The organism is Acinetobacter sp. TG2027 (genome assembly GCF_000302435.1).
GTDB lineage: Bacteria > Pseudomonadota > Gammaproteobacteria > Pseudomonadales > Moraxellaceae > Acinetobacter > Acinetobacter pittii.
Genome location: NZ_AMJN01000036.1, coordinates 109,603 through 128,139, shown reverse-complemented (window position 1 = coordinate 128,139; position 18,537 = coordinate 109,603). Strand labels below are relative to the sequence as shown.

Sequence of the window (18,537 nt, the reverse complement as noted above, 5' to 3'; positions counted from 1 at the left end):
GCGGCCACCGCGATCATCATCATCGTCGTCATCACGGCTGCGGCCACGGCCTCGACCACCTGAGCGACCACCGCGATCGTCATCATCATCGTCATCACGGCTGCGACCTCGGCCTCGACCACCTGAGCGGCCACCGCGATCATCATCATCGTCGTCATCACGGCTGCGGCCACGGCCTCGTCCGCCTGAACGGCCACGATCGTCATCATCGTCGTCATCACGGCTGCGACCACGACCTCGTCCGCCTGAGCGACCACCGCGATCGTCATCATCATCGTCATCACGGCTGCGACCTCGGCCTCTTCCACCTGAGCGGCCTCCGCGATCGTCATCATCATCGTCATCACGGCTGCGGCCACGACCTCGTCCGCCTGAGCGGCCTCCGCGATCATCATCGTCGTCATCATCACGGCTACGACCTCGGCCTCGACCACCTGAGCGGCCACCCCGATCGTCATCGTCATCATCATCACGGCTGCTACCACGGCCTCGTCCGCCTGAACGGCCACCACGATCATCGTCATCATCATCGTCATCGCGGCTGCGACCACGACCTCGTCCACCTGAACGGCCACCGCGATCGTCATCATCATCGTCATCACGGCTGCGGCCACGGCCTCGTCCGCTTGAACGACCACCGCGATCATCGTCATCATCATCGTCGTCGTAACGGCTTCGGCCTCGACCACCTGAGCGGCTACCGCGATCGTCATCATCGTCGTCATCATCACGACCGCGGCCACGACCATTACGGCCATCATTTTTATGGCTTAATGCACCCGCTTCACGCGCTTCTTCAGACGTAAATTCATGAGCGTTACCACTTGCATGGGCTGCTCGGCCAGCTTCACGAGCTTCTTCAGAGGTAAACTCATGTGCATTACCACTCGCGTGAGCAGCTCGCCCACCTTTGCTGGCTATTTCTCGTACTCTTTCAGGATCCATACTTGCAAATCCACGATTTGAAGTACCTGTTCTATTGTTATCATCATCTTCATATCTAGTATTAGCCATAGTTATATCTTCCTATATTTAATTATAGTCACTACCGCTTTTAGTTAACGGATTTAATAACAATAGAATATCTATAATATTTTCCCACCCAAGTGATGTATCAATCCTTTTAAATGTATATCAATCAAAAAATGAAATTTCTTATAAACATATTATTTTTAAAATATTTTAAAAATTTTAATTATTAATAATTTTACTCTTTAAATATTGGATATACTCATTATTACCTAAGGGCACACTACAATATATTTTTACAAACACAGTTAAAATATTTTAACTGATAACAAAAAATTTCAAAATGTACAAAACAGTAAACTAACACAACATCAGATCTATTGAGAAAATAACAAGCAAACAATTATTTTAATTAAAAAACAATAACATATATCATTACATTTTCAGAATTAATTTACTTGAGAGATTAATATGAATATTTAAAACTATTTTTAATAAGATGGTTTGAGTAACTTAACTATGCAATTAAAAAATCAACAGTCAGCTCTACAATATATCCATATTTCTATCCCTGAAATTTTACTAGGACATATTAAGTCCAAAAACTCATGGCAGGACTATGACAAAGAATGGAGCTATAGATTAGACCCACCTCATGCAAGTCATCCCTTCCAAAGAGACTTATATATTATTAAATCAAAAAATATAGAACATGAAGATATAAAACTGTTGCTAGATAATATAGCTATTAAAAATAATAAAAATTCAGAAAATATAGATGGAGCAAAAGAAATTATTAAAAAAATATTAGATTTATCTAATAATATACCGATAGAAAACTGGTTAGAGGATACAGGAAATAGATCTATTATTGAAAGTATGATTGATAAAAACAAAATCAAGGTAATCGATATTATTTAATCCTTAAATATAAAAATATTTTTTTACATCCTTATAAATAAAATAACAAAGACAACTTATTAAAAAATTCATTTTACTCACATTTACGCGGTAACAGCTCACTATATGAAAATTAGATATTACAACCGAGGTATTTAAAAATGGAAAACTCAACCAACCAGTATCCAACATCTGCCCCCGCACAAGTTCAATCTCATCAACCAGGTGATCAGGAAAAAATGCATCCTGAACCTGAGATAATAAAAAGTACCCATAAAGGTAGCGATAAGCTAAAAGATAAAGTTGCCGTTATTAGTGGTGGCGATAGCGGTATAGGTCGTTCTGTCGCAGTATTGTTTGCTCGTGAGGGCGCTGATATTGCGATACTTTATCTCGAAGAAGATCAAGATGCCGAAATCACTAAACAGCTTGTGGAAAGAGAAGGACAACATTGCCTTTTATTAAAAGGTGATATTTCTGACCCAGATGTGGCAAAACTCGATATTGATAAAGTTCTACAACATTACGGCAAAATTAATATTTTAGTGAATAACGCTGGTGTGCAATATCAACAAAAAGAAATTGAAAGTATTAGTAATGAGCAATTAGAAAAGACATTTAAAACTAATATTTTCCCAATGTTTTATCTTACTAAAGAAGCCATTCCTTATATGGAAGAAGGTGACAGTATTATTAACACCACCAGTATTACCAGCTATCAAGGCCATGATGAGCTCATTGATTATGCAAGTACCAAAGGTGCGATTACGACTTTTACGCGTAGCTTATCGAACAATTTAATGAAACAGAAAAAAGGAATTCGGGTAAATGGTGTTGCACCAGGACCCATCTGGACACCATTAATTCCAAGCAGTTTCGATGCAGAAACCGTTAAAGAGTTTGGTAAAGACACCCCAATGGGAAGAATGGGACAACCAAGTGAAGTTGCTCCCGCCTATCTTTTTCTTGCCTCTGATGATGCAAGTTATATTACAGGTCAGGTCATTCATGTAAATGGTGGTCAAATCGTAAATGGTTAATTCCTAAAATATAAAAAAGCCCTGAAAGTTAAAACTTTCAGGGCTTTTTGTTTTTTAAGCTGGTATGTGGGCAGCTATTGGTTCTCGTGACCAAACACGATGAGCCATAATCAGGTTTTTGAACTTTTCAGCAATCGGCTGGAATTCATCTCCAACTAGAGTGCCTTCATCGGGAACTAAACCTAGCGGTTCAAGTAAATCAGATTTATTACCTAAAAATGCAATTGGTTTTAAATGCTTATAGGTTTCTAATAGATAATGGCGAGTCACTCCGTCTTGCATGACAGCGTTTAAGTTATCGCCATCAGGAATAATCACTGCATCATACGCAATTGACGGTTCAGCCATTTGCATGCCATCAGCCATAATAATATTGTCTTGATGATCTTTTACAGGAGCTAAGCTTGGCGCTAATAAATGAAGAGTCACCCCTTCTTTAATTGCCCAGTTTTTCATAGCTTCTAATGAATCAGATTTCACTAAATTATGGATGAGTACTGCAACTTTTCGACCTTGAATATCTTGGGGCGGGAAAGCTAAGAAAGATAATTTAGCCGATTTTTCAACTGCGGTTTTTTTATAATCTAGCGTTAAATCAGGCACTTCAATTCCTAAATTAGCCCCTACTTGTCGTGCTAAGTCGAGATCAATATTTGCCAAAATTTGTTGAACTTGACGCTCACGGATGTGTTTTCGTTGCACTTTACTTAATTCAAAAGTATAGGCATCGACCACATGCTTTTGCTCATGAGGGGCAAGACTCTTGTAGTAAAGGCGCGGTTGTGAAAAATGATCAGAAAAAGTCTCGCTTCTTTGACGAAGTTTATGTCCGCTAATCTGTTCAGGATAGCTTTCAAAACCGCCGTTTGAAGCAGCAGGTGGGGTTTCGGCTGGCCAATCATTATCAATTGAGTTTGGTTGATATGAAGCCTGCCCTTTATGAATCGTATGCTGGTGAATACCATCACGTTGATTATTATGGAATGGACACACAGGTTTATTGATCGGAATTTGATGGAAGTTTGGTCCACCTAAACGGCTTAACTGGGTATCGGTGTATGAAAATAGACGTGCTTGTAGAAGCGGGTCATTTGTAAAATCAATTCCCGGCACAATATGTCCTGGACAGAAAGCCACCTGCTCTGTTTCTGCAAAGAAGTTATCAACATTTCTGTTTAAAACAAATCGGCCAATTGGTGTCACTGGAACCAGCTCTTCAGGAATAATTTTTGTTGGGTCCAATAAGTCGAAGTCAAAGTTCATCTCGTCTTCTTCTTCAACAATTTGTACACCGAGTTCCCATTCAGGATAAACCCCATTCTCAATCGCTTCATAAAGATCTCGACGGTGGAAATCCGGATCTTTACCAGCAAGCTTTTGAGCTTCATCCCAAACTAAAGCGCTTAAACCTTGTTTAGGGGTCCAGTGGAATTTCACAAAATGTGATTTTCCTTCGGCATTAATAAGACGGAATGTATGAACCCCAAACCCTTGGATTGAGCGTAAATTACGTGGAATTGCACGGTCTGACATAGCCCAAATCACCGCGTGTGCTGACTCAGGTACTAAAGAGACAAAATCCCAGAAAGTATCGTGTGCAGTTGCTCCTGTTGGTATTTCTGTATCTGGTTCAGGTTTTACTGCATGAACAAAGTCTGGAAACTTAATCCCATCTTGCACAAAAAACACTGGCGCATTGTTGCCCACTAAATCGAAATTACCCTCTTGGGTATAGAACTTAATGGCGAAACCACGAATATCACGAACGGTGTCAGCAGAACCACGTGGTCCCTGCACTGTTGAGAAGCGTACAAAAATTGGAGTTTGAATGGTTGGATCAGTCAAAAAACCAGCTTTTGTTAAGCGCTCATTTCCTTCATAAGCCTGAAAGTAACCATGAGCACCCACGCCACGCGCATGTACAATACGCTCAGGAATACGTTCATGGTCAAAATGAGTAATCTTTTCTCGTAAAATAAAATCTTCTAATAGTGTCGAACCGCGAATACCTGCTCTTAAACTATTCTGGTTATCAGCAATTTTAACCCCTTGATTTGTGGTTAAGGCTTCATTGGTTGCATCGTCTCTGACTGAGTCTAATTGTTCAGTTTTTTGGGTAGTATTGGCTTTATTTGCAGCATCAGCACCAGCCATTTCACTTGTTTTATTTGTTGATTTAACATTATCAGTCATGTTCATTACCTATGTTTTAAAGTTAAACGTGGGGTGAATTAAAAACTTCAAGAGTTAGTTTTGTTAAAGGAACTTAAATATGGAAAAAGGAGCTCGACATATTTACGTGTGCTCCAAAGCCCAATGCTTTTATGGTGTGAATCTGGAGCCAAAAACGGAGTCAGCTTGCATATTTTTATGGCAAGATCAGGTGTATGACGTATACGCTCTTGGAGCGCATCAAGTTCGCCATCAGAAATATAGCTAAATAGATAATCTTGGATGCGCTGGCTATTCTTTAATTCCCTGCTATAAGCCAAGAAGTTAGAAGAATGATCACTACCTGCAATCCAGTCATGAATAATTTGTCGTTCTACAGGGTTAAATACCCCAAACATTTTTCCATTTTCTTCATTAATCATTCGCCAGAATACGCTCTGTTCAGGATCGGTATTCAATTTAATCCACTTGTGATCAATGAGATGTGTAACTAAGCCTTTAACGTCTTCTGGATTTGATAACCATTGATTAATGGTTTTACATCCAAACTGTCTGGTTTCGTTATGTATTAGCTGACCCACGAGCGCTTTTCTTTTTAAAATTTTAAGGACTAAATCTTCAAGATTTAAATTTTTAATAATTTTTGAAGAAGAAACACCATGGTTATTAAGAGCAAAACCACGTTTTAATTTATTAAAGAAAGCTTCTTTATCTCTGTATTTATCGTAAATATTTTCTATAACTTTAATTGCTTTATCTGCATGTCCATTATCAATATTGTCGATAGTGATGTGCAAATTAAAATATTTAGAATCAATACCCAGTTCTGCAAGCTCATAATTACTAATGAGTAAATGCAGTGGCAGTTGCTCATAACCTAAATTGAAGCCGACAATTTCGGGAATAAACTCAGGTGGAGCATAGCCAAGCGCCAGCTGAATCACGGCATTATGATAGTATTCATCCTCTAAAAGCAGATCAAAACTATCGAGTCCTAGACTACGCAGCAAGTCTTCATAGATACAGACGTGATTTGCTTTCGGCTCACCGAGTCCAAGCTCTTCTAGATAGGTAATAATAAGGTCATGAAAAACCGGATCGTTCCAGTAGTGAACTGAACTATATAACCATGCACCATCTACCTTTTTAGTTGGAGAGACCTTAATTAAAAATTCAAACGCCTGACCGACATTCTGGAAGTATTCTCTCTCACCCCCACTTTGTCTACGATTTAAATAAGCCTGAAATAACTCACAATTTTGTTTATTGTCATTTACACACCATTCTTTAACCGTATTTATAGTTGCAGGGAAATCTATTTCATTTTCATTTATTTTATCAATTTCTTTAACAAGGAAATCTCTTGCCTTCTTCTCTTTTTCAAAACTAGAAATATCAGGATCAAGGAAAAAAACGAATAATTCGTAATAGTTCTGTTGATTATCTTGTAATAGGTCTAATAATCTTTTTTTCACTACAACAGGCATTTCTATTCTCCTTTAGTGAGATATAAATTACCATACTTTAACCAAACTATAATCCCAGCGTATCTTTGTTATATTACGTTATTAAGAAATCTCATATATTTTTAAATCATTAAAATTCAATGACATAAAAAATAACACAAACTTACATTCTCAACTTTAGAATAATTTAACTATCTGTTTTTATAAAAAATATATAAATAACAAACTAAATTTACATTTGAGTTACTTTTAAAATTATAAAGGCTAAAAACTTAACAAAAAGAAATTAAAAATAATTTTATAAATAAATTAAAACAGTTTTAGGGAGAAAACAAATGTTTAACTCATGTTGCAAATTACTAGCACAGAAAAAAATTAAAATCGCTTTTTTTGAAAGTGCTTCGGCGGGTTATCTCGCTTACCGTTTTTCTTTAAGCCCCTATTCTGGTGACATTCTTATTGGAAGCTTAGTTAGCTACGACTTACGTGTAAAAGAAAATACACTTCACATTTCACCTGAACTCATTGAAAAATATACACCTGAGTCGATGCAAGTCACTGTAGAAATGATCAAAAAAGGTAAAGAACTTTTACATGCCGACCTTTATATCGCTTGTACTGGGTTATTAAAAAAAGGAGGCTCTGAAACTCAAGAAAAACCTGTAGGCACCTTTTTTTATTCTATTTATTATAAAGATAATTTTTATAATTTTAGACGTATATTTAAAGGACCTCCTAGTCTTAAACTTATACAATTACTCTATTACATTACACAAGATATTAAATGCATAATATCAGATAATAAAAAATAGAATTCTTTTATAAAAGATAACAAATACACATTTAGAAATAATCATAGTTTTTATTTAACCTCTATGTACCCAAATGTAATTTTAACTATATTCATATTAATTATGTTTAATCATTAAAATTACATTTTATATAAATCAAGGTTTTATTTAATTTTTAAATTTACATTTAAATATAGGGTAACACCCCAACGCTACACATTAAAAATTTTCATGTTTTAATGAACCTATCTGAAGCTCTCAGATAAAACACACATCATAAATGATATGAGGTAATTAAAGATGAGCACTACTAATAATCAAAGCAATCAACGCAATAATCAGCAGCAACAACAACAGCAAAACGACAACCGTAACAACCAGCAGCAACAAGGCAACCAACAGCAAAACGATCAACAGCAACAAAACAATCAGCAACAACAGCAAAATGACAACCGCCGCCAACAACAAGGCTCTAATCAAAAAGATTCAGGCCAACAAAACTCAAATAACAATAATCAGCAACGCTAATCCGTTGTTGAATTAAATGTCATTTGATGCGGTCATTCATTTTATTTAGGAAGGTGCCCTCACCTTCCTAAATTTAACATAAGCATAAAATTAAATAAGAGAAGAGGAAAAACTGATGACAGATCAAAATACAGACCATGCTCAACTTGTAGCTGGCGACCATAATTATTCTGACTCTCGCTGGCGGGAAAGTTATCTTACTCGACCTTATTATCAAGAAGCTCAATTAACTACGCCAGATCTGGATTATGATCGTGATTTTTCTGCAGCTTATGAACTAGGTCACCGTGCCCGTTCAGAATCTAAAGAAGGAACTCAGTTTGAAGAGATGGAAGGTAGCTTGCAACAAAAATGGGAAGAGCTCAAAGCTGAATCCCGATTAAAATGGGAACATGCAAAACAAGCCATTAAAGATGCATGGGATGACATGTAACATCCTTAATTGGTCCAAAGCATATAGCTTATTTCCTATTGGCCCTGGGAAATAAGCTTTTTTATTATTTGAAGGATTTATATTAGAAAAACGGCGGCATATTAAAATTATTACTAAGATATTGATTGGCTTGATTCGGATCATCAAAAATTTCTTTTTTAAATTGTACATCCGGCGTTGTAGAAAGAGTATGTGTTGGCTTGATCGTAACTTCTACTACATATCTGTTTTGTTCTTGCTTGGCTTTCACACAATAAATTTCAGAATCATTAATACAAGTTCCATCAGTAAAATATACAAACATACCGCCACCTTATTTCTTAACTAAAGTTCCTGATTTTTTCCATTTATTTAACGTAAAAGCCTAGCAATAGACTTGAGCCGTACGTAAACAAAATTTCAGTTCTGGTTTTTCTTAAAATATTCAATAATTTCTTCCCCGTTATTCACGGGAGTTTCTTTAGCAGGATATGTTTCTTCATAAGCATATGCAGGTAATGCAACTTTATCGCGAATTGGCGGTAACTTTTCTTGGCCACCTGTGGTAATACGCTCAATAAAACCTGCAAGCCACAATACAAATTCTTGTGTGTTTTTACTCTTCGGAATAATACTTAAATCTAATTTAATTTTAGATTCCTGAAGAGGCTTAATCAGCAATTCAGCAAAATCAATATAATTGTATAAAAGTTTAAGTTTTGTCCCCTTAATCTCATGTCTAAGCTCAATCATTAAATTGTTAAGATCTTCCATAGGATCATCTACAAACCCTTTTTTTTCCTTAACATTTTGATAGATTTTCTCAGCTATTTTTAAGTACTGGGGCATATCCTTACCTTTAAAAATTGTTTTCACTAAAATGAATTTTGGATGAATATAAGTAATTTATTGTGTTTATTTTATTAATTTTTTGAAACTATAATTTACTGAGGCAACAATTCAATAACAACAAATTAATATAAAGGCTATAACACACTAATTTATTGATTAATTTTATATTTTTATATAATTGCTTTTTTTATTATGTTACATATTTTATAGAAAATAACGATAAGAAAACTCACATAAAAGTGAGTTTTCTTAAACGAAAGAATTACGAATTTTTATCCATTTGTTGAGTAGTTGCTGGATCATTAGAGCCATGTGTTCCATCATCATCTGTTGAATTTCGATCTTGGCATGCACTCATACCCATTGCGATTGCAACTACCATACTTACTGCACAAAAAATTCTTAACATTGAGGTCACCCTTATAAATCTTAAGATGTAGGCTTATGAATAACATTATCTTATGTTGGCCTACCGCTGTGGTTCTCTTAAGTTTTGTAGGTTGTGCAAGCTTTTGTAAAAATCTAAATAATATAAATGTTAAAAAATTACTTTTCTTGCAATTGATATTTTAATTAAAATTTGGCAACGGCTATTTATTTAATTACATGATATTCATAAAATCAAAATTTCCCGCTCTTTTTTGACTTATGTTGAAATAAGTCATTACTTGCAAACACTATATAAATAAACAATTAATAAATATTTGATATATAAACATTAAAAATTATTTTTCAACCTCTATTGAACCATTATTCAATATTTTCAATTCTAAATAACTCATTATTTTATTAATAATGAAAATTTAAAAATATTAATATTTGTTTATATAAACCAATCTTTTATTTTTGCAATTGACCCGCTTTGAGGCTCAGCTTATGATGCTCCGGCTGACCTATTTTGTCAGTCGGTTTTAGCAGACCGTCTACCTAAGCGCACTAAAAACAAGTTTTTTGGTGTGTAGCCCCTCGTGCCTTTGACGGAGGAACGGGAGTGGGACACCTTCGGGTGTGCTGGTTTCTTAGGTATCAGTCTGCTAACCCTCTTTCGTTTCACCACCATAATTAATAGCAGTGATTGGGCGCAACTTCTTTCATCAAGGAGTCTCTAATGACTATTATTTTATATCGTGTTTTTTCTTCTACTCTTCATCACGTTATCGACTTAACTGAAACTATTTTCAAGAAAATATCCTACAGTTTTATGTTTCTGCTTTCCTATCTTTTCAGAGTAAATATTTCCATATTTAACGCTCGATAAAGACTAGAAAATTTCTATAAACATGACTTAACGATAACAACAACCAATGAAGAGCAATAATGATGTTTTTTTTATATCGTATTGTTTTAATCTGCACCCTATTAATAAGTTCTATAAGTTTATTAGGTTGCAGGTCTATCAGTAAAAATGAATTTAATACACATTGTGTTTGGGCAGGTCGTGCACTTTCACAATGCAACTGTATTTATAACTCTTTAGAAAAACATTATTCGCCGCAGTTTGTAGAGAACTTACCCAAAGTAAGCTTACAAAATATTAATGCGAATATGCACTTTGTTGAAACTATGAATGAAACTATGCACCAATGTCAGTTAAGCGCAAGAAAAGACTCAATTAACTAACTTTTGCATGCTCTACCAAGAAATCTAAAAAAGCCCTTACGCGCTTAGGGACATATTTATCATGTCCTATCCAAACAGCATGAAATTCTTCTGAAGCCTTGATATTCCAGTCTTCAAGGATTTTAACCAACTGTTTTTGTTCTAAAGCTTTTTTGACTTGGAATTGGTTAAGCTGTGCAATACCAGTACCTGCAAGCGCTAACTGTAAGATGGCTTCTCCATGATTTACCCTTAAAACCTTAGTGGGAGCAAGTGTGATTTCTTGATCGTCTTTTTTAAAAAGCCACGTTTTATTTTGACGTTGGTAACTTACGTCTAAAAGCTGATGTTCGTATAACTGTTCTGGGTGTTGCGGATAACCATTCTTTTCAATATAGGTAGGTGAACATACATAATGTTTCTGAGTGCGTCCGAGTGAGCGAGCAACCAAATTTGAGCTTTTCAAAGGTCCCGTGCGAATTGCGATATCAATTCTTTGCTCAACTAAATTAATGACTTCATCACTCAAATGAGCCTCTAATTCAATTTGTGGATAGCACTCGTTAAATAGAGAAATACAAGGTAATAAAAAGTATGTCCAATATGAAAGACTGGTATGAATTCTAATTCGCCCTTGCGGCATGTGATTTGAAGTAACAGATTGTTCTAGTTCATCTAAGTTATTGAGTATGTGAACACCTTGCTCATAAAATTGACTTCCTTCACTGGTGAGTTGAAACTGGCGTGTTGAACGGTTAAGCAGTCTAACGCCAAGTCTTTTTTCTAAGCGTGAAATTAACTTACTCACAGCAGACGGCGTCATATCACAAGCTCTTGCGACTGCTGAAAAGCTTCCTAACTCGACTACCCGAATAAAAATTGCCAACTCACCAGACCGATTAACATCAAAATATGACATAACAAAATCTATTTATGAATTTCATTCACAAATCTTATTCCGCTTATGTTGCTATAACAAGCTAGTAATTTGTTTCAAGATAACTTTAATTTATTTTAAAGAGTTCACGAGATGAAACTTTATCAACCCGCCCTATTCTCTCTTGTTTTATTTACGAGCTTTGCACAAGCAGAAGTACAAAAGAGCCAGTGGGTTACCACTTGGGCAGCTAGTCCACAAAAAGTCTGGAATAAAGATTTCGTTTTCCCGACCAATATTCCTGATCAAATATCGAATCAGACTATTAAACAAATTAGTCAAATTAGTTTAGGTGGTGAAGCAGTTAGGCTCGTTTTTACCAATCATTATGGGGATCAACCGTTATCTATTGATAAAACAACTGTGGGGCTAGTCAAAGGACAAAGTCTAAAAGCTAAGAGTGCTTATCCTGTTTATTTCTCTGGGAAACTTAAAGCACAAATTTTACCTGGCAAACAATTGATTAGTGATCCAATCCAGCTCCCTGTTCCAGATCATGCGCAGTTAATGGTAAATACCTTTATTGAAAAGCCCACTACATTTAAAACTTTTCATTGGGATGCGAAACAAACCAGTTGGCTCATTACGGGTAACCAGACTGCGAACTTAAATACGCCTAGCAGTGCCAAAACCACAACTGCACGATTATTATTATCGGCTGTAGAAGTAAAACCGAAGCGTAAAGCCCATGTTGTTGCAGTCATTGGAGACTCAATTACCGATGGAGCAACTGCAACTTTAGACGCAAATACTCGATGGACCGACTTTTTAGCTAAGCGCTTATCGCCACATCAAGTCGCGGTCATTAACAGTGGAATTTCAGGAAATCGACTACTCACAGACGGTATGGGTGACAATGCTTTAGATCGTTTGAAAAAAGAAGTATTTCAATATTCAGGTGTGAAAACATTAATTGTTCTGGTGGGTATTAATGATATTTCATGGCCCGGTACCGCATTTGCACCTAAACAACAAATACCGACTTTTGAAGCACTCACTCAAGGTTATAAACGTGTTGTAGATGAAGCACACCGCCAAGGTATTCAAGTGATTGGAGCAACCTTATTACCATTTTCGGGAGCTTTACCAAATACTCCTCTTGATAACTATTATCAGCCTAACAAAGATGAATTACGCCAGCGTATTAATCGCTGGATCAGAACCAGCCATACATTTGACGGTGTACTTGATCTTGAGCAAGGCTTAAAAGACCCTAAACATCCTGATCGATTAAATCCAATTTATGATTCAGGAGATCATCTACATCCGAATGACCGTGGTAATCAACAAATGGCAAATCTGGTTGATTTAAACCAATTAGTTAATCAATAAAACATCTAGATACAGGTAGGAATTTGTTTCCTACCCGTATCCATATGGATTAATTCCCCTCTAACTCGGCGTTAAGCTTTGGTGTAATAGGCTGTTTTTCAGCTGCATATCGTCTTAAAACCATGACGGCGAAAAGCGCTAAAATTGCAGGAATTGCGATCATCACAAAATTCATTTTATGTGGTAATTCCAACCCTAATAATAGGCCCGTTAAGATAGGTCCAACAATAGCCCCAATTCGACCTACACCAGAAGCACAACCAATTCCGGTAGAACGCACACTTAGTGGATAATATTGTGCAACGTAGCTATAAAGAAGAATTGAAGTACCAATCGTTGCTGCTCCTGCCACAGTCACCAAACCATATAAAACATAGGCTGGTGACTTAAAACCTAAACCGACTAAAGCAACAACACCTGCCAGTAGCATTCCCATAATTACAGGTTTTAGATGGAATTTATCAGACAAAATACCGCCACCGATTGAACCGATCATTGCGCCAACATTTAGAGCAAGCAAGAACAAAATACTCTTTCCGAGTGAATAACCTGCTGCCAGCATGAGTTTTGGTAACCAGCTACTTAAGGCATACACCATGAGCAAGCACATAAAGAACACGAGCCAAAACATGAGTGTATTGAAAGCACGGCCTTGTTGAAATAATCCCTTTACAGAACTACCTGTTGGAACATTATCTTCATTAAGCACTAAGTGCGTAGTGATCGTTAGGTTTTGTTCAGGCGAAATTTTTTGAATAATGCGCTGTGCTTGCTTAGTCTTACCCGTCTTAACTAAAAAGGTTAAAGACTCAGGTAAAAACTTCCAAATGACAGGTAATAAAAATAATGGAATACCGGCAATTAAAAACATAATTTGCCACCCCTGACTTTCAACCAAATAACTACCGATCAATGCTGACAGTATTCCTCCAATTGCATAACCACTAAACATACTCCCCACCAAAGTACTTCTTATACGGTTAGGCGCATATTCTGATGTAAGTGCAACTAAATTTGGCATAACCCCACCAATGCCTAATCCCGCCAAGAACCGAAGTACCCCAAACTCAAGTGGGCTTGATGCAAAAGCACCTAAAAAAGTAAAACCACTAAAAAAAGTCACACAGATTAAAATTACCTTTTTACGGCCTATTTTGTCTGCCAGTGTTCCAAAGAACATTGCCCCAAACATCATTCCACATAGTGCCGTACTTGCTAACATCCCCGCCTGTACAGCTGTTAATGACCACTCTTGCATTAGCAAAGGCAGTACCACGCCATAAATCACCAGATCGTAACCATCAAAAATAATAATCAATAAACACCAAAGTAAAATACTCCAGTGAAAAGGGGTAAATCTGGCCTGATCAATAACTTCATTTACATTTAATTTAGATGTTGTCATTTACTCACCTCCTTTGTGAGATAAATTCATATTCAATTTTTTAAAACGACATACTGCACCCTAAAGAAAAAACAAATTATTCAAGGTTTTATTGAATAAATTAAAAGTCATAACTCGCCATCATATTGAAGCGGTTATCAATCCCGTTACGTCCATCAAAAGTTTCTCGTTCGCCATACACATATTCGACGCCCAAGGTAATTGGTTTGTATGGGTTATAAAGTGCATTCACCCAGCCCTGCCAAAGCTCTTTATTTTGGGTGGTGCTATTACGTTGTAATTCAGCAAAACGGTTATCATCTTTGGCTTTCATATAGCCGTAGCCTACAGTCGAGCGAATTTGCGGTGTAAATTGATGAGTAATACCTAAAGAAACGGTGTCAAATTCATTGCTATGCATATTGTTTTGATCATCTATTGCATAGCCGCTGTTAGTCCATAGCAGGAAACGCCCATCTCCTTTGACATGGTAATAATCGGCTTTGAGTAATGTATCGGGCGTAATTTGGTATTTACCGCCCAAGCCTACGCCCCAAGACATTTCTTCATCATTATTCGTTCTCTTTTCGGCAACAAAACTACGTCCGGATAACATCGAGCCATTGGCAAATTTATGATTTAAGCGACCTACCAACGCTGGTAAACGCATTTTATTATCTGGGTCTGAGCTCGCAGTATATTTCGGATCTTCAACCGATATTGCAAAGCTTGTATTTGCCGTTAAGTTATCGCTATAGCGAACTAGCGGTGATCTTAACAATGCACTGCCTACAAATGTGCCCGCATCAATCGTTTCCGGATAATATTCGGGTGCGATAAATGTTGACCACGTTTGACCGATAAGCCATTTATCAAAAGTTAAATAAGCATGGCGTATCCGAAACTGATCACGAGTGGCTGCCCCAAAGAAGTCCATTTCTAACTTTCCGCTCACCTCACCCGCGGCCGTCGGGGTTTTAAAATTCAACCCGAAACGTGTCACATTAACCGTACTGTGCAACTGGTCTTTTTGTGCAGATTCTTCTGGCGTGTTTTCAAGTGGAACACCGCTAATATTGTTATACATGGTAGATGCGCCCTTCATTTGATAAGAAGCATCTGCCCGTATATAACCATATAAGTTAAATTCTGCACCAGACTTGGTTAAACCTTGCTGTATTAGTGATACGGCTTGAGGAGTCGCTGAATTTGCTAGCTCCACTCTTTGTTGCGATAAAGATTTTTGCGCCTGCATATTGGCTTGTAACATAGCCCGAAGTTCTTTCACTTCTTGGCGAAGTTGTGCTATTTCAGGATCTGTTTGACCTGCCAAAGCGGAAGACATAAACAGGGTCACAGAAACAGCCAACAGGCTTTTTTGAACCGTTGTATTTAAAACTTTCATCATGAAATTTTCCTTTTGATCTTTAATTAGACTTAAAGATCTCGACATCCTTTTTGTTATGTACCTATCTAAAATAGGCGCTTAAAATTTGTCTTTCTTTTACAAGAAAAACCTTCGATCATATTTTTTAGACAAAACCTCCCTAAAGCGGCCTGAAAACCACTTTTAATTTGTTTTAAGTAAAGCTAAATCTTCTAATTTTTTCAGTTTTTATATTCTCTTCCTCATTGAGAATATGCAGGTTTTATATCCGTATTAACGCTTTCCCAAATCCATTATTTTTTTGCAATAAACCCTTGATACGTCAAAATTTGTGTATAAGGATGCACACTTTCAAAACCAGTTTTTTCTAAAAGTTTTATATATCCTTCAGTGGTTAGGCTAAAAAAGTCTTGCGCCATACGCTCTAACATTTTTTGACATTGTTCTTCTATTAAGCCTTGTGCCAAACATAAATAACGTAAAGCTTGAAGATGCTGTGGATTTACACACGTCATTAAATCGTAGGTCAGTAAAATCGCTTTTTCTTTTAAGCGATCATAAATACCCTTAAAAAAAACAGGTTTTATGTCATCTGCAATAAAATGAGCCACGAGAATAGAAAGTGCAGCATCAAAGCAATTCTCAAGAGGTAAAGCTGACGTTTCACCGTGAACAAAGGTGACTTGAGAAGATTTATCTAAAAGTTCAACCTGTTCCTGAGCTTTTTGCAGCATAGTCAAAGATGGATCAACTGCTGTAAATTTCCAGTTTGGATGACGTTTAAGTAAATATTCGAGTTCATACCCCGTGCCACAACCCACAATTAAAATATGAGCATTTGGTGGTAACACTGATTGCAAAATGGCATCCACCTGTTGATGGATCACTTCATAACCCGGAATTAATTTACGAATATGTTCGTCATATCCTTCGACTACCTTTGGGCTATTAAAGTCTTTTGCCATTTTGTTTACCCTCTATTTAAACTGCCTTTCAACTTATAGTTTGCTGCACTTTGACCTGACTTTCGACTTCTTTAATCAAAGACATTTCCAGTTAAGTTAAGTTCAGCTCGCATAATTTCCTGCAATTTAAACTTTTGCGCTTTGCCTGAAGCTGTCATTGGAAACTCATTAAAGAATCTGACATAGCGCGGCACTTTATTATGAGAAATATGCTCTTTGCAGAATTGGCGAATGCTGTCTTCATCAATTTGATGATGCTCATGCAAAATAATACAAGCACAGAGTTCTTCACCATATCTGGCGTCTGGCAAGCCAATAACTTGCACATCGCTCACATCTGGATGAGTGTATAAAAAGTCTTCAATTTCTTTTGGAAAGAGATTTTCCCCACCGCGAATCACCACATCTTTAATACGGCCTTTAATTTTAATAAAACCGTCTTGATCCATTTCGGCAATATCACCTGTATGCATCCAGCCAGCAGCATCAATGACCTCTTTGGTCTTTTCTTCTTCGCCCCAATAGCCAGCCATCACTGAATAACCGCGAACGCATAGCTCACCCAAAGTTCCTTGCGGAACGATCTGCCCTTCTAAATTGACAATTTTAATTTCAACATGCGGATGAACATGTCCAACTGTACTTACCCGTTTATCAATCGAATCATTTACCGAACTTTGTACACTCACTGGCGAGGTTTCGGTCATGCCATAACAAATGGTGATTTCAGACATATGCATGCGGTCTATAACACGCTGCATAATTTCACGTGGACAAGGACTACCTGCCATAATGCCTGTTCTTAAACTCGACAGATCAAACTCATTAAACCGCTCATGTTCTAAGGTCGCAATAAACATGGTTGGCACGCCATACGCTGCCGTACAACGCTCTTGATGAATCGCTTTTAAAGTTTCTAAAGGATTAAATACGGCTGATGGATATACCATGGTTGACCCATGCGTAACGCAGGCCAAATTTCCCATCACCATGCCAAAACAATGAAACAATGGTACAGAAATACAGACTTTATCTTGAGGGCTTAAGCGGATGCCTTCACCAACAAAATAGCCATTATTTAAAATATTATGGTGGGTCAACATGGTCCCTTTAGGGTTACCTGTTGTACCTGAGGTAAATTGGATATTAATCGTTTCATCAAACTGATGTTGCTTGGTTAATAGTTTTAATTGTTCTAGCTGTTCAGAAGTTGGTGTAGTAACTAAATCACTAAAGCGATAAATACCCGTATGCTGTTGGTCATCAATTTTAATCACAAATTTTAAATGTGGCAGTCGCGCTGAACTGAGCACTTTATCTGCACTGTTGGTTAACTCAGGAGCAATTTTTGTGAGTAATTCTTGGTAATCAGTCGTTTTGAATTGAGAAGCAATAATCAATCCTTTGCATGAGACTTTATTCAACACATATTCAAGTTCATGGCTTTTATAAGCTGTATTCAGGTTGACTAAAATAATCCCTGCTTTAAAAGCTGCAAATTGGGTAACTGTCCATTCCACACAGTTAGGCGACCAAATCGCTAATCGATCACCTTTTTTTAATCCCAATTTTAAAAGGCTACAAGCAAAAGCATTTACTTCATCCTGTAAAGCTTTATAGGTTAATCGTCTGTTTTGATGAAAACTAACGATTGCTTCCTTTTCAGCATATTGCCGACAGGCTTGATCAAATTGTTCACCAATGGTCATACCCAATAAGGGCTGTGTGCTTGGTCCCGAGGCGTAGCTTAACCGTTCTTGTTGCATTGAATCATTCTCCTTGATTCTTCTAATTCTCTTCTTA

At 37.0% G+C, this 18,537-nt stretch carries 18 protein-coding genes; 7 read left to right on the top strand and 11 right to left on the bottom strand.

All coding sequences use genetic code 11. The features are described from left to right. The coding region (locus tag B806_RS0109255; RefSeq protein WP_017402927.1) for a KGG domain-containing protein at positions 1 to 1,014 on the bottom strand (1,014 nt) is incomplete at its 3' end. Positions 1,015 to 1,488: 474 nt separating this feature from the next. Here B806_RS0109255 and B806_RS0109250 point away from each other — a divergent pair. Together B806_RS0109250 and B806_RS0109245 are read left to right on the top strand one after the other, a co-directional pair. Then, on the top strand, positions 1,489 to 1,890 hold the full coding sequence (locus tag B806_RS0109250) for a DUF6367 family protein (protein WP_014206462.1): 402 nt from the start codon (positions 1,489 to 1,491) through the stop codon (positions 1,888 to 1,890). Between the two features lie 140 nt (positions 1,891 to 2,030). Beyond that, the gene (locus B806_RS0109245; protein ID WP_000432004.1) at positions 2,031 to 2,909 is read left to right on the top strand and encodes an SDR family oxidoreductase; all 879 of its coding nucleotides are present in this window, start codon (positions 2,031 to 2,033) and stop codon (positions 2,907 to 2,909) included. A 54-nt stretch (positions 2,910 to 2,963) separates the two neighbouring features. On the opposite strand, the gene katE is transcribed toward B806_RS0109245, so the two are convergent. Both katE and B806_RS0109235 read right to left on the bottom strand, forming a co-directional pair. Further along, positions 2,964 to 5,108, bottom strand: a complete 2,145-nt coding sequence (katE, locus tag B806_RS0109240) for a catalase HPII (protein WP_079381173.1) — start codon at positions 5,106 to 5,108, stop codon at positions 2,964 to 2,966. 41 nt (positions 5,109 to 5,149) lie between these two features. Then, entirely contained in the window at positions 5,150 to 6,568 is a 1,419-nt protein-coding gene (locus B806_RS0109235) for an iron-containing redox enzyme family protein (protein WP_017385587.1), read from the bottom strand. A gap of 314 nt (positions 6,569 to 6,882) precedes the next feature. On the opposite strand from B806_RS0109235, the gene B806_RS0109230 reads away from it, so the two are divergent. The 3 genes from B806_RS0109230 (at position 6,883) to surA1 (ending at position 8,299) form a co-directional block, all read left to right on the top strand. Further along, on the top strand, positions 6,883 to 7,359 hold the full coding sequence (locus tag B806_RS0109230; RefSeq protein ID WP_017402926.1) for a CinA family protein: 477 nt from the start codon (positions 6,883 to 6,885) through the stop codon (positions 7,357 to 7,359). A 279-nt stretch (positions 7,360 to 7,638) separates the two neighbouring features. Then, positions 7,639 to 7,866 carry a hypothetical protein gene (locus tag B806_RS0109225; RefSeq protein ID WP_002114279.1) on the top strand — a complete coding sequence of 76 codons (228 nt, stop codon included), beginning with the start codon at positions 7,639 to 7,641 and terminating at the stop codon, positions 7,864 to 7,866. A gap of 115 nt (positions 7,867 to 7,981) precedes the next feature. After that, on the top strand, positions 7,982 to 8,299 hold the full coding sequence (surA1, locus tag B806_RS0109220) for a surface antigen protein 1 (protein WP_002114287.1): 318 nt from the start codon (positions 7,982 to 7,984) through the stop codon (positions 8,297 to 8,299). A gap of 82 nt (positions 8,300 to 8,381) precedes the next feature. Here surA1 and B806_RS0109215 read toward each other — a convergent pair whose 3' ends face one another. From B806_RS0109215 to B806_RS19895, 3 genes are all read right to left on the bottom strand, one after another. Next, on the bottom strand, positions 8,382 to 8,603 hold the full coding sequence (locus tag B806_RS0109215; RefSeq protein WP_017385585.1) for a hypothetical protein: 222 nt from the start codon (positions 8,601 to 8,603) through the stop codon (positions 8,382 to 8,384). Between the two features lie 95 nt (positions 8,604 to 8,698). Beyond that, positions 8,699 to 9,127, bottom strand: coding sequence for a hypothetical protein (locus B806_RS0109210; RefSeq protein ID WP_017385584.1), 429 nt, complete (start codon positions 9,125 to 9,127; stop codon positions 8,699 to 8,701). 265 nt (positions 9,128 to 9,392) lie between these two features. Next, positions 9,393 to 9,539: a hypothetical protein gene (locus B806_RS19895; protein ID WP_002114459.1), complete on the bottom strand. Its 147-nt coding sequence runs from the start codon at positions 9,537 to 9,539 to the stop codon at positions 9,393 to 9,395. Between the two features lie 908 nt (positions 9,540 to 10,447). Between B806_RS19895 and B806_RS20060 the strand changes: the two genes are divergently transcribed. Further along, on the top strand, positions 10,448 to 10,750 hold the full coding sequence (locus tag B806_RS20060) for a hypothetical protein (protein ID WP_016806122.1): 303 nt from the start codon (positions 10,448 to 10,450) through the stop codon (positions 10,748 to 10,750). Here the strand turns inward: B806_RS20060 and B806_RS0109195 are convergent. Next, positions 10,743 to 11,648, bottom strand: coding sequence for a LysR family transcriptional regulator (locus B806_RS0109195; protein WP_017385583.1), 906 nt, complete (start codon positions 11,646 to 11,648; stop codon positions 10,743 to 10,745). The two genes, B806_RS20060 and B806_RS0109195, sit on opposite strands and share 8 nt — an antisense overlap. Before the next feature lie 111 nt (positions 11,649 to 11,759). On the opposite strand from B806_RS0109195, the gene B806_RS0109190 reads away from it, so the two are divergent. Next, positions 11,760 to 12,998 carry an SGNH/GDSL hydrolase family protein gene (locus B806_RS0109190; RefSeq protein ID WP_017385582.1) on the top strand — a complete coding sequence of 413 codons (1,239 nt, stop codon included), beginning with the start codon at positions 11,760 to 11,762 and terminating at the stop codon, positions 12,996 to 12,998. A gap of 49 nt (positions 12,999 to 13,047) precedes the next feature. Here B806_RS0109190 and B806_RS0109185 read toward each other — a convergent pair whose 3' ends face one another. From B806_RS0109185 to B806_RS0109170, 4 genes are all read right to left on the bottom strand, one after another. Next, a complete protein-coding gene (locus B806_RS0109185; RefSeq protein WP_017385581.1) occupies positions 13,048 to 14,403 on the bottom strand; it encodes an MFS transporter in 1,356 nt (451 codons plus the stop codon). Between the two features lie 100 nt (positions 14,404 to 14,503). Further along, entirely contained in the window at positions 14,504 to 15,787 is a 1,284-nt protein-coding gene (locus B806_RS0109180) for a DcaP family trimeric outer membrane transporter (RefSeq protein ID WP_079381074.1), read from the bottom strand. Between the two features lie 275 nt (positions 15,788 to 16,062). Next, entirely contained in the window at positions 16,063 to 16,734 is a 672-nt protein-coding gene (locus B806_RS0109175) for a class I SAM-dependent methyltransferase (protein ID WP_017385579.1), read from the bottom strand. Between the two features lie 71 nt (positions 16,735 to 16,805). Beyond that, positions 16,806 to 18,500 (bottom strand): AMP-binding protein, encoded by a 1,695-nt coding sequence (locus B806_RS0109170; protein WP_017385578.1) that lies wholly within the window; start codon positions 18,498 to 18,500, stop codon positions 16,806 to 16,808. Positions 18,501 to 18,537: the final 37 nt, after the last annotated feature.

Excerpts from the sequence above, each read along its gene's own strand:
- B806_RS0109180 (WP_079381074.1), bottom strand. The coding sequence starts at position 15,787 with ATGAAAGTTTTAAATACAACGGTTCAAAAAAGCCTGTTGGCTGTTTCT.
- B806_RS0109185 (WP_017385581.1), bottom strand. The coding sequence starts at position 14,403 with ATGACAACATCTAAATTAAATGTAAATGAAGTTATTGATCAGGCCAGA.
- B806_RS0109210 (WP_017385584.1), bottom strand. The coding sequence starts at position 9,127 with ATGCCCCAGTACTTAAAAATAGCTGAGAAAATCTATCAAAATGTTAAG.
- B806_RS0109215 (WP_017385585.1), bottom strand. The coding sequence starts at position 8,603 with ATGTTTGTATATTTTACTGATGGAACTTGTATTAATGATTCTGAAATT.
- B806_RS0109235 (WP_017385587.1), bottom strand. The coding sequence starts at position 6,568 with ATGCCTGTTGTAGTGAAAAAAAGATTATTAGACCTATTACAAGATAAT.
- B806_RS0109245 (WP_000432004.1), top strand. The coding sequence starts at position 2,031 with ATGGAAAACTCAACCAACCAGTATCCAACATCTGCCCCCGCACAAGTT.
- surA1 (WP_002114287.1), top strand. The coding sequence starts at position 7,982 with ATGACAGATCAAAATACAGACCATGCTCAACTTGTAGCTGGCGACCAT.
- B806_RS19895 (WP_002114459.1), bottom strand. The coding sequence starts at position 9,539 with ATGTTAAGAATTTTTTGTGCAGTAAGTATGGTAGTTGCAATCGCAATG.
- B806_RS20060 (WP_016806122.1), top strand. The coding sequence starts at position 10,448 with ATGATGTTTTTTTTATATCGTATTGTTTTAATCTGCACCCTATTAATA.
- B806_RS0109230 (WP_017402926.1), top strand. The coding sequence starts at position 6,883 with ATGTTTAACTCATGTTGCAAATTACTAGCACAGAAAAAAATTAAAATC.
- B806_RS0109170 (WP_017385578.1), bottom strand. The coding sequence starts at position 18,500 with ATGCAACAAGAACGGTTAAGCTACGCCTCGGGACCAAGCACACAGCCC.
- B806_RS0109250 (WP_014206462.1), top strand. The coding sequence starts at position 1,489 with ATGCAATTAAAAAATCAACAGTCAGCTCTACAATATATCCATATTTCT.
- katE (WP_079381173.1), bottom strand. The coding sequence starts at position 5,108 with ATGAACATGACTGATAATGTTAAATCAACAAATAAAACAAGTGAAATG.
- B806_RS0109225 (WP_002114279.1), top strand. The coding sequence starts at position 7,639 with ATGAGCACTACTAATAATCAAAGCAATCAACGCAATAATCAGCAGCAA.
- B806_RS0109190 (WP_017385582.1), top strand. The coding sequence starts at position 11,760 with ATGAAACTTTATCAACCCGCCCTATTCTCTCTTGTTTTATTTACGAGC.
- B806_RS0109195 (WP_017385583.1), bottom strand. The coding sequence starts at position 11,648 with ATGTCATATTTTGATGTTAATCGGTCTGGTGAGTTGGCAATTTTTATT.
- B806_RS0109175 (WP_017385579.1), bottom strand. The coding sequence starts at position 16,734 with ATGGCAAAAGACTTTAATAGCCCAAAGGTAGTCGAAGGATATGACGAA.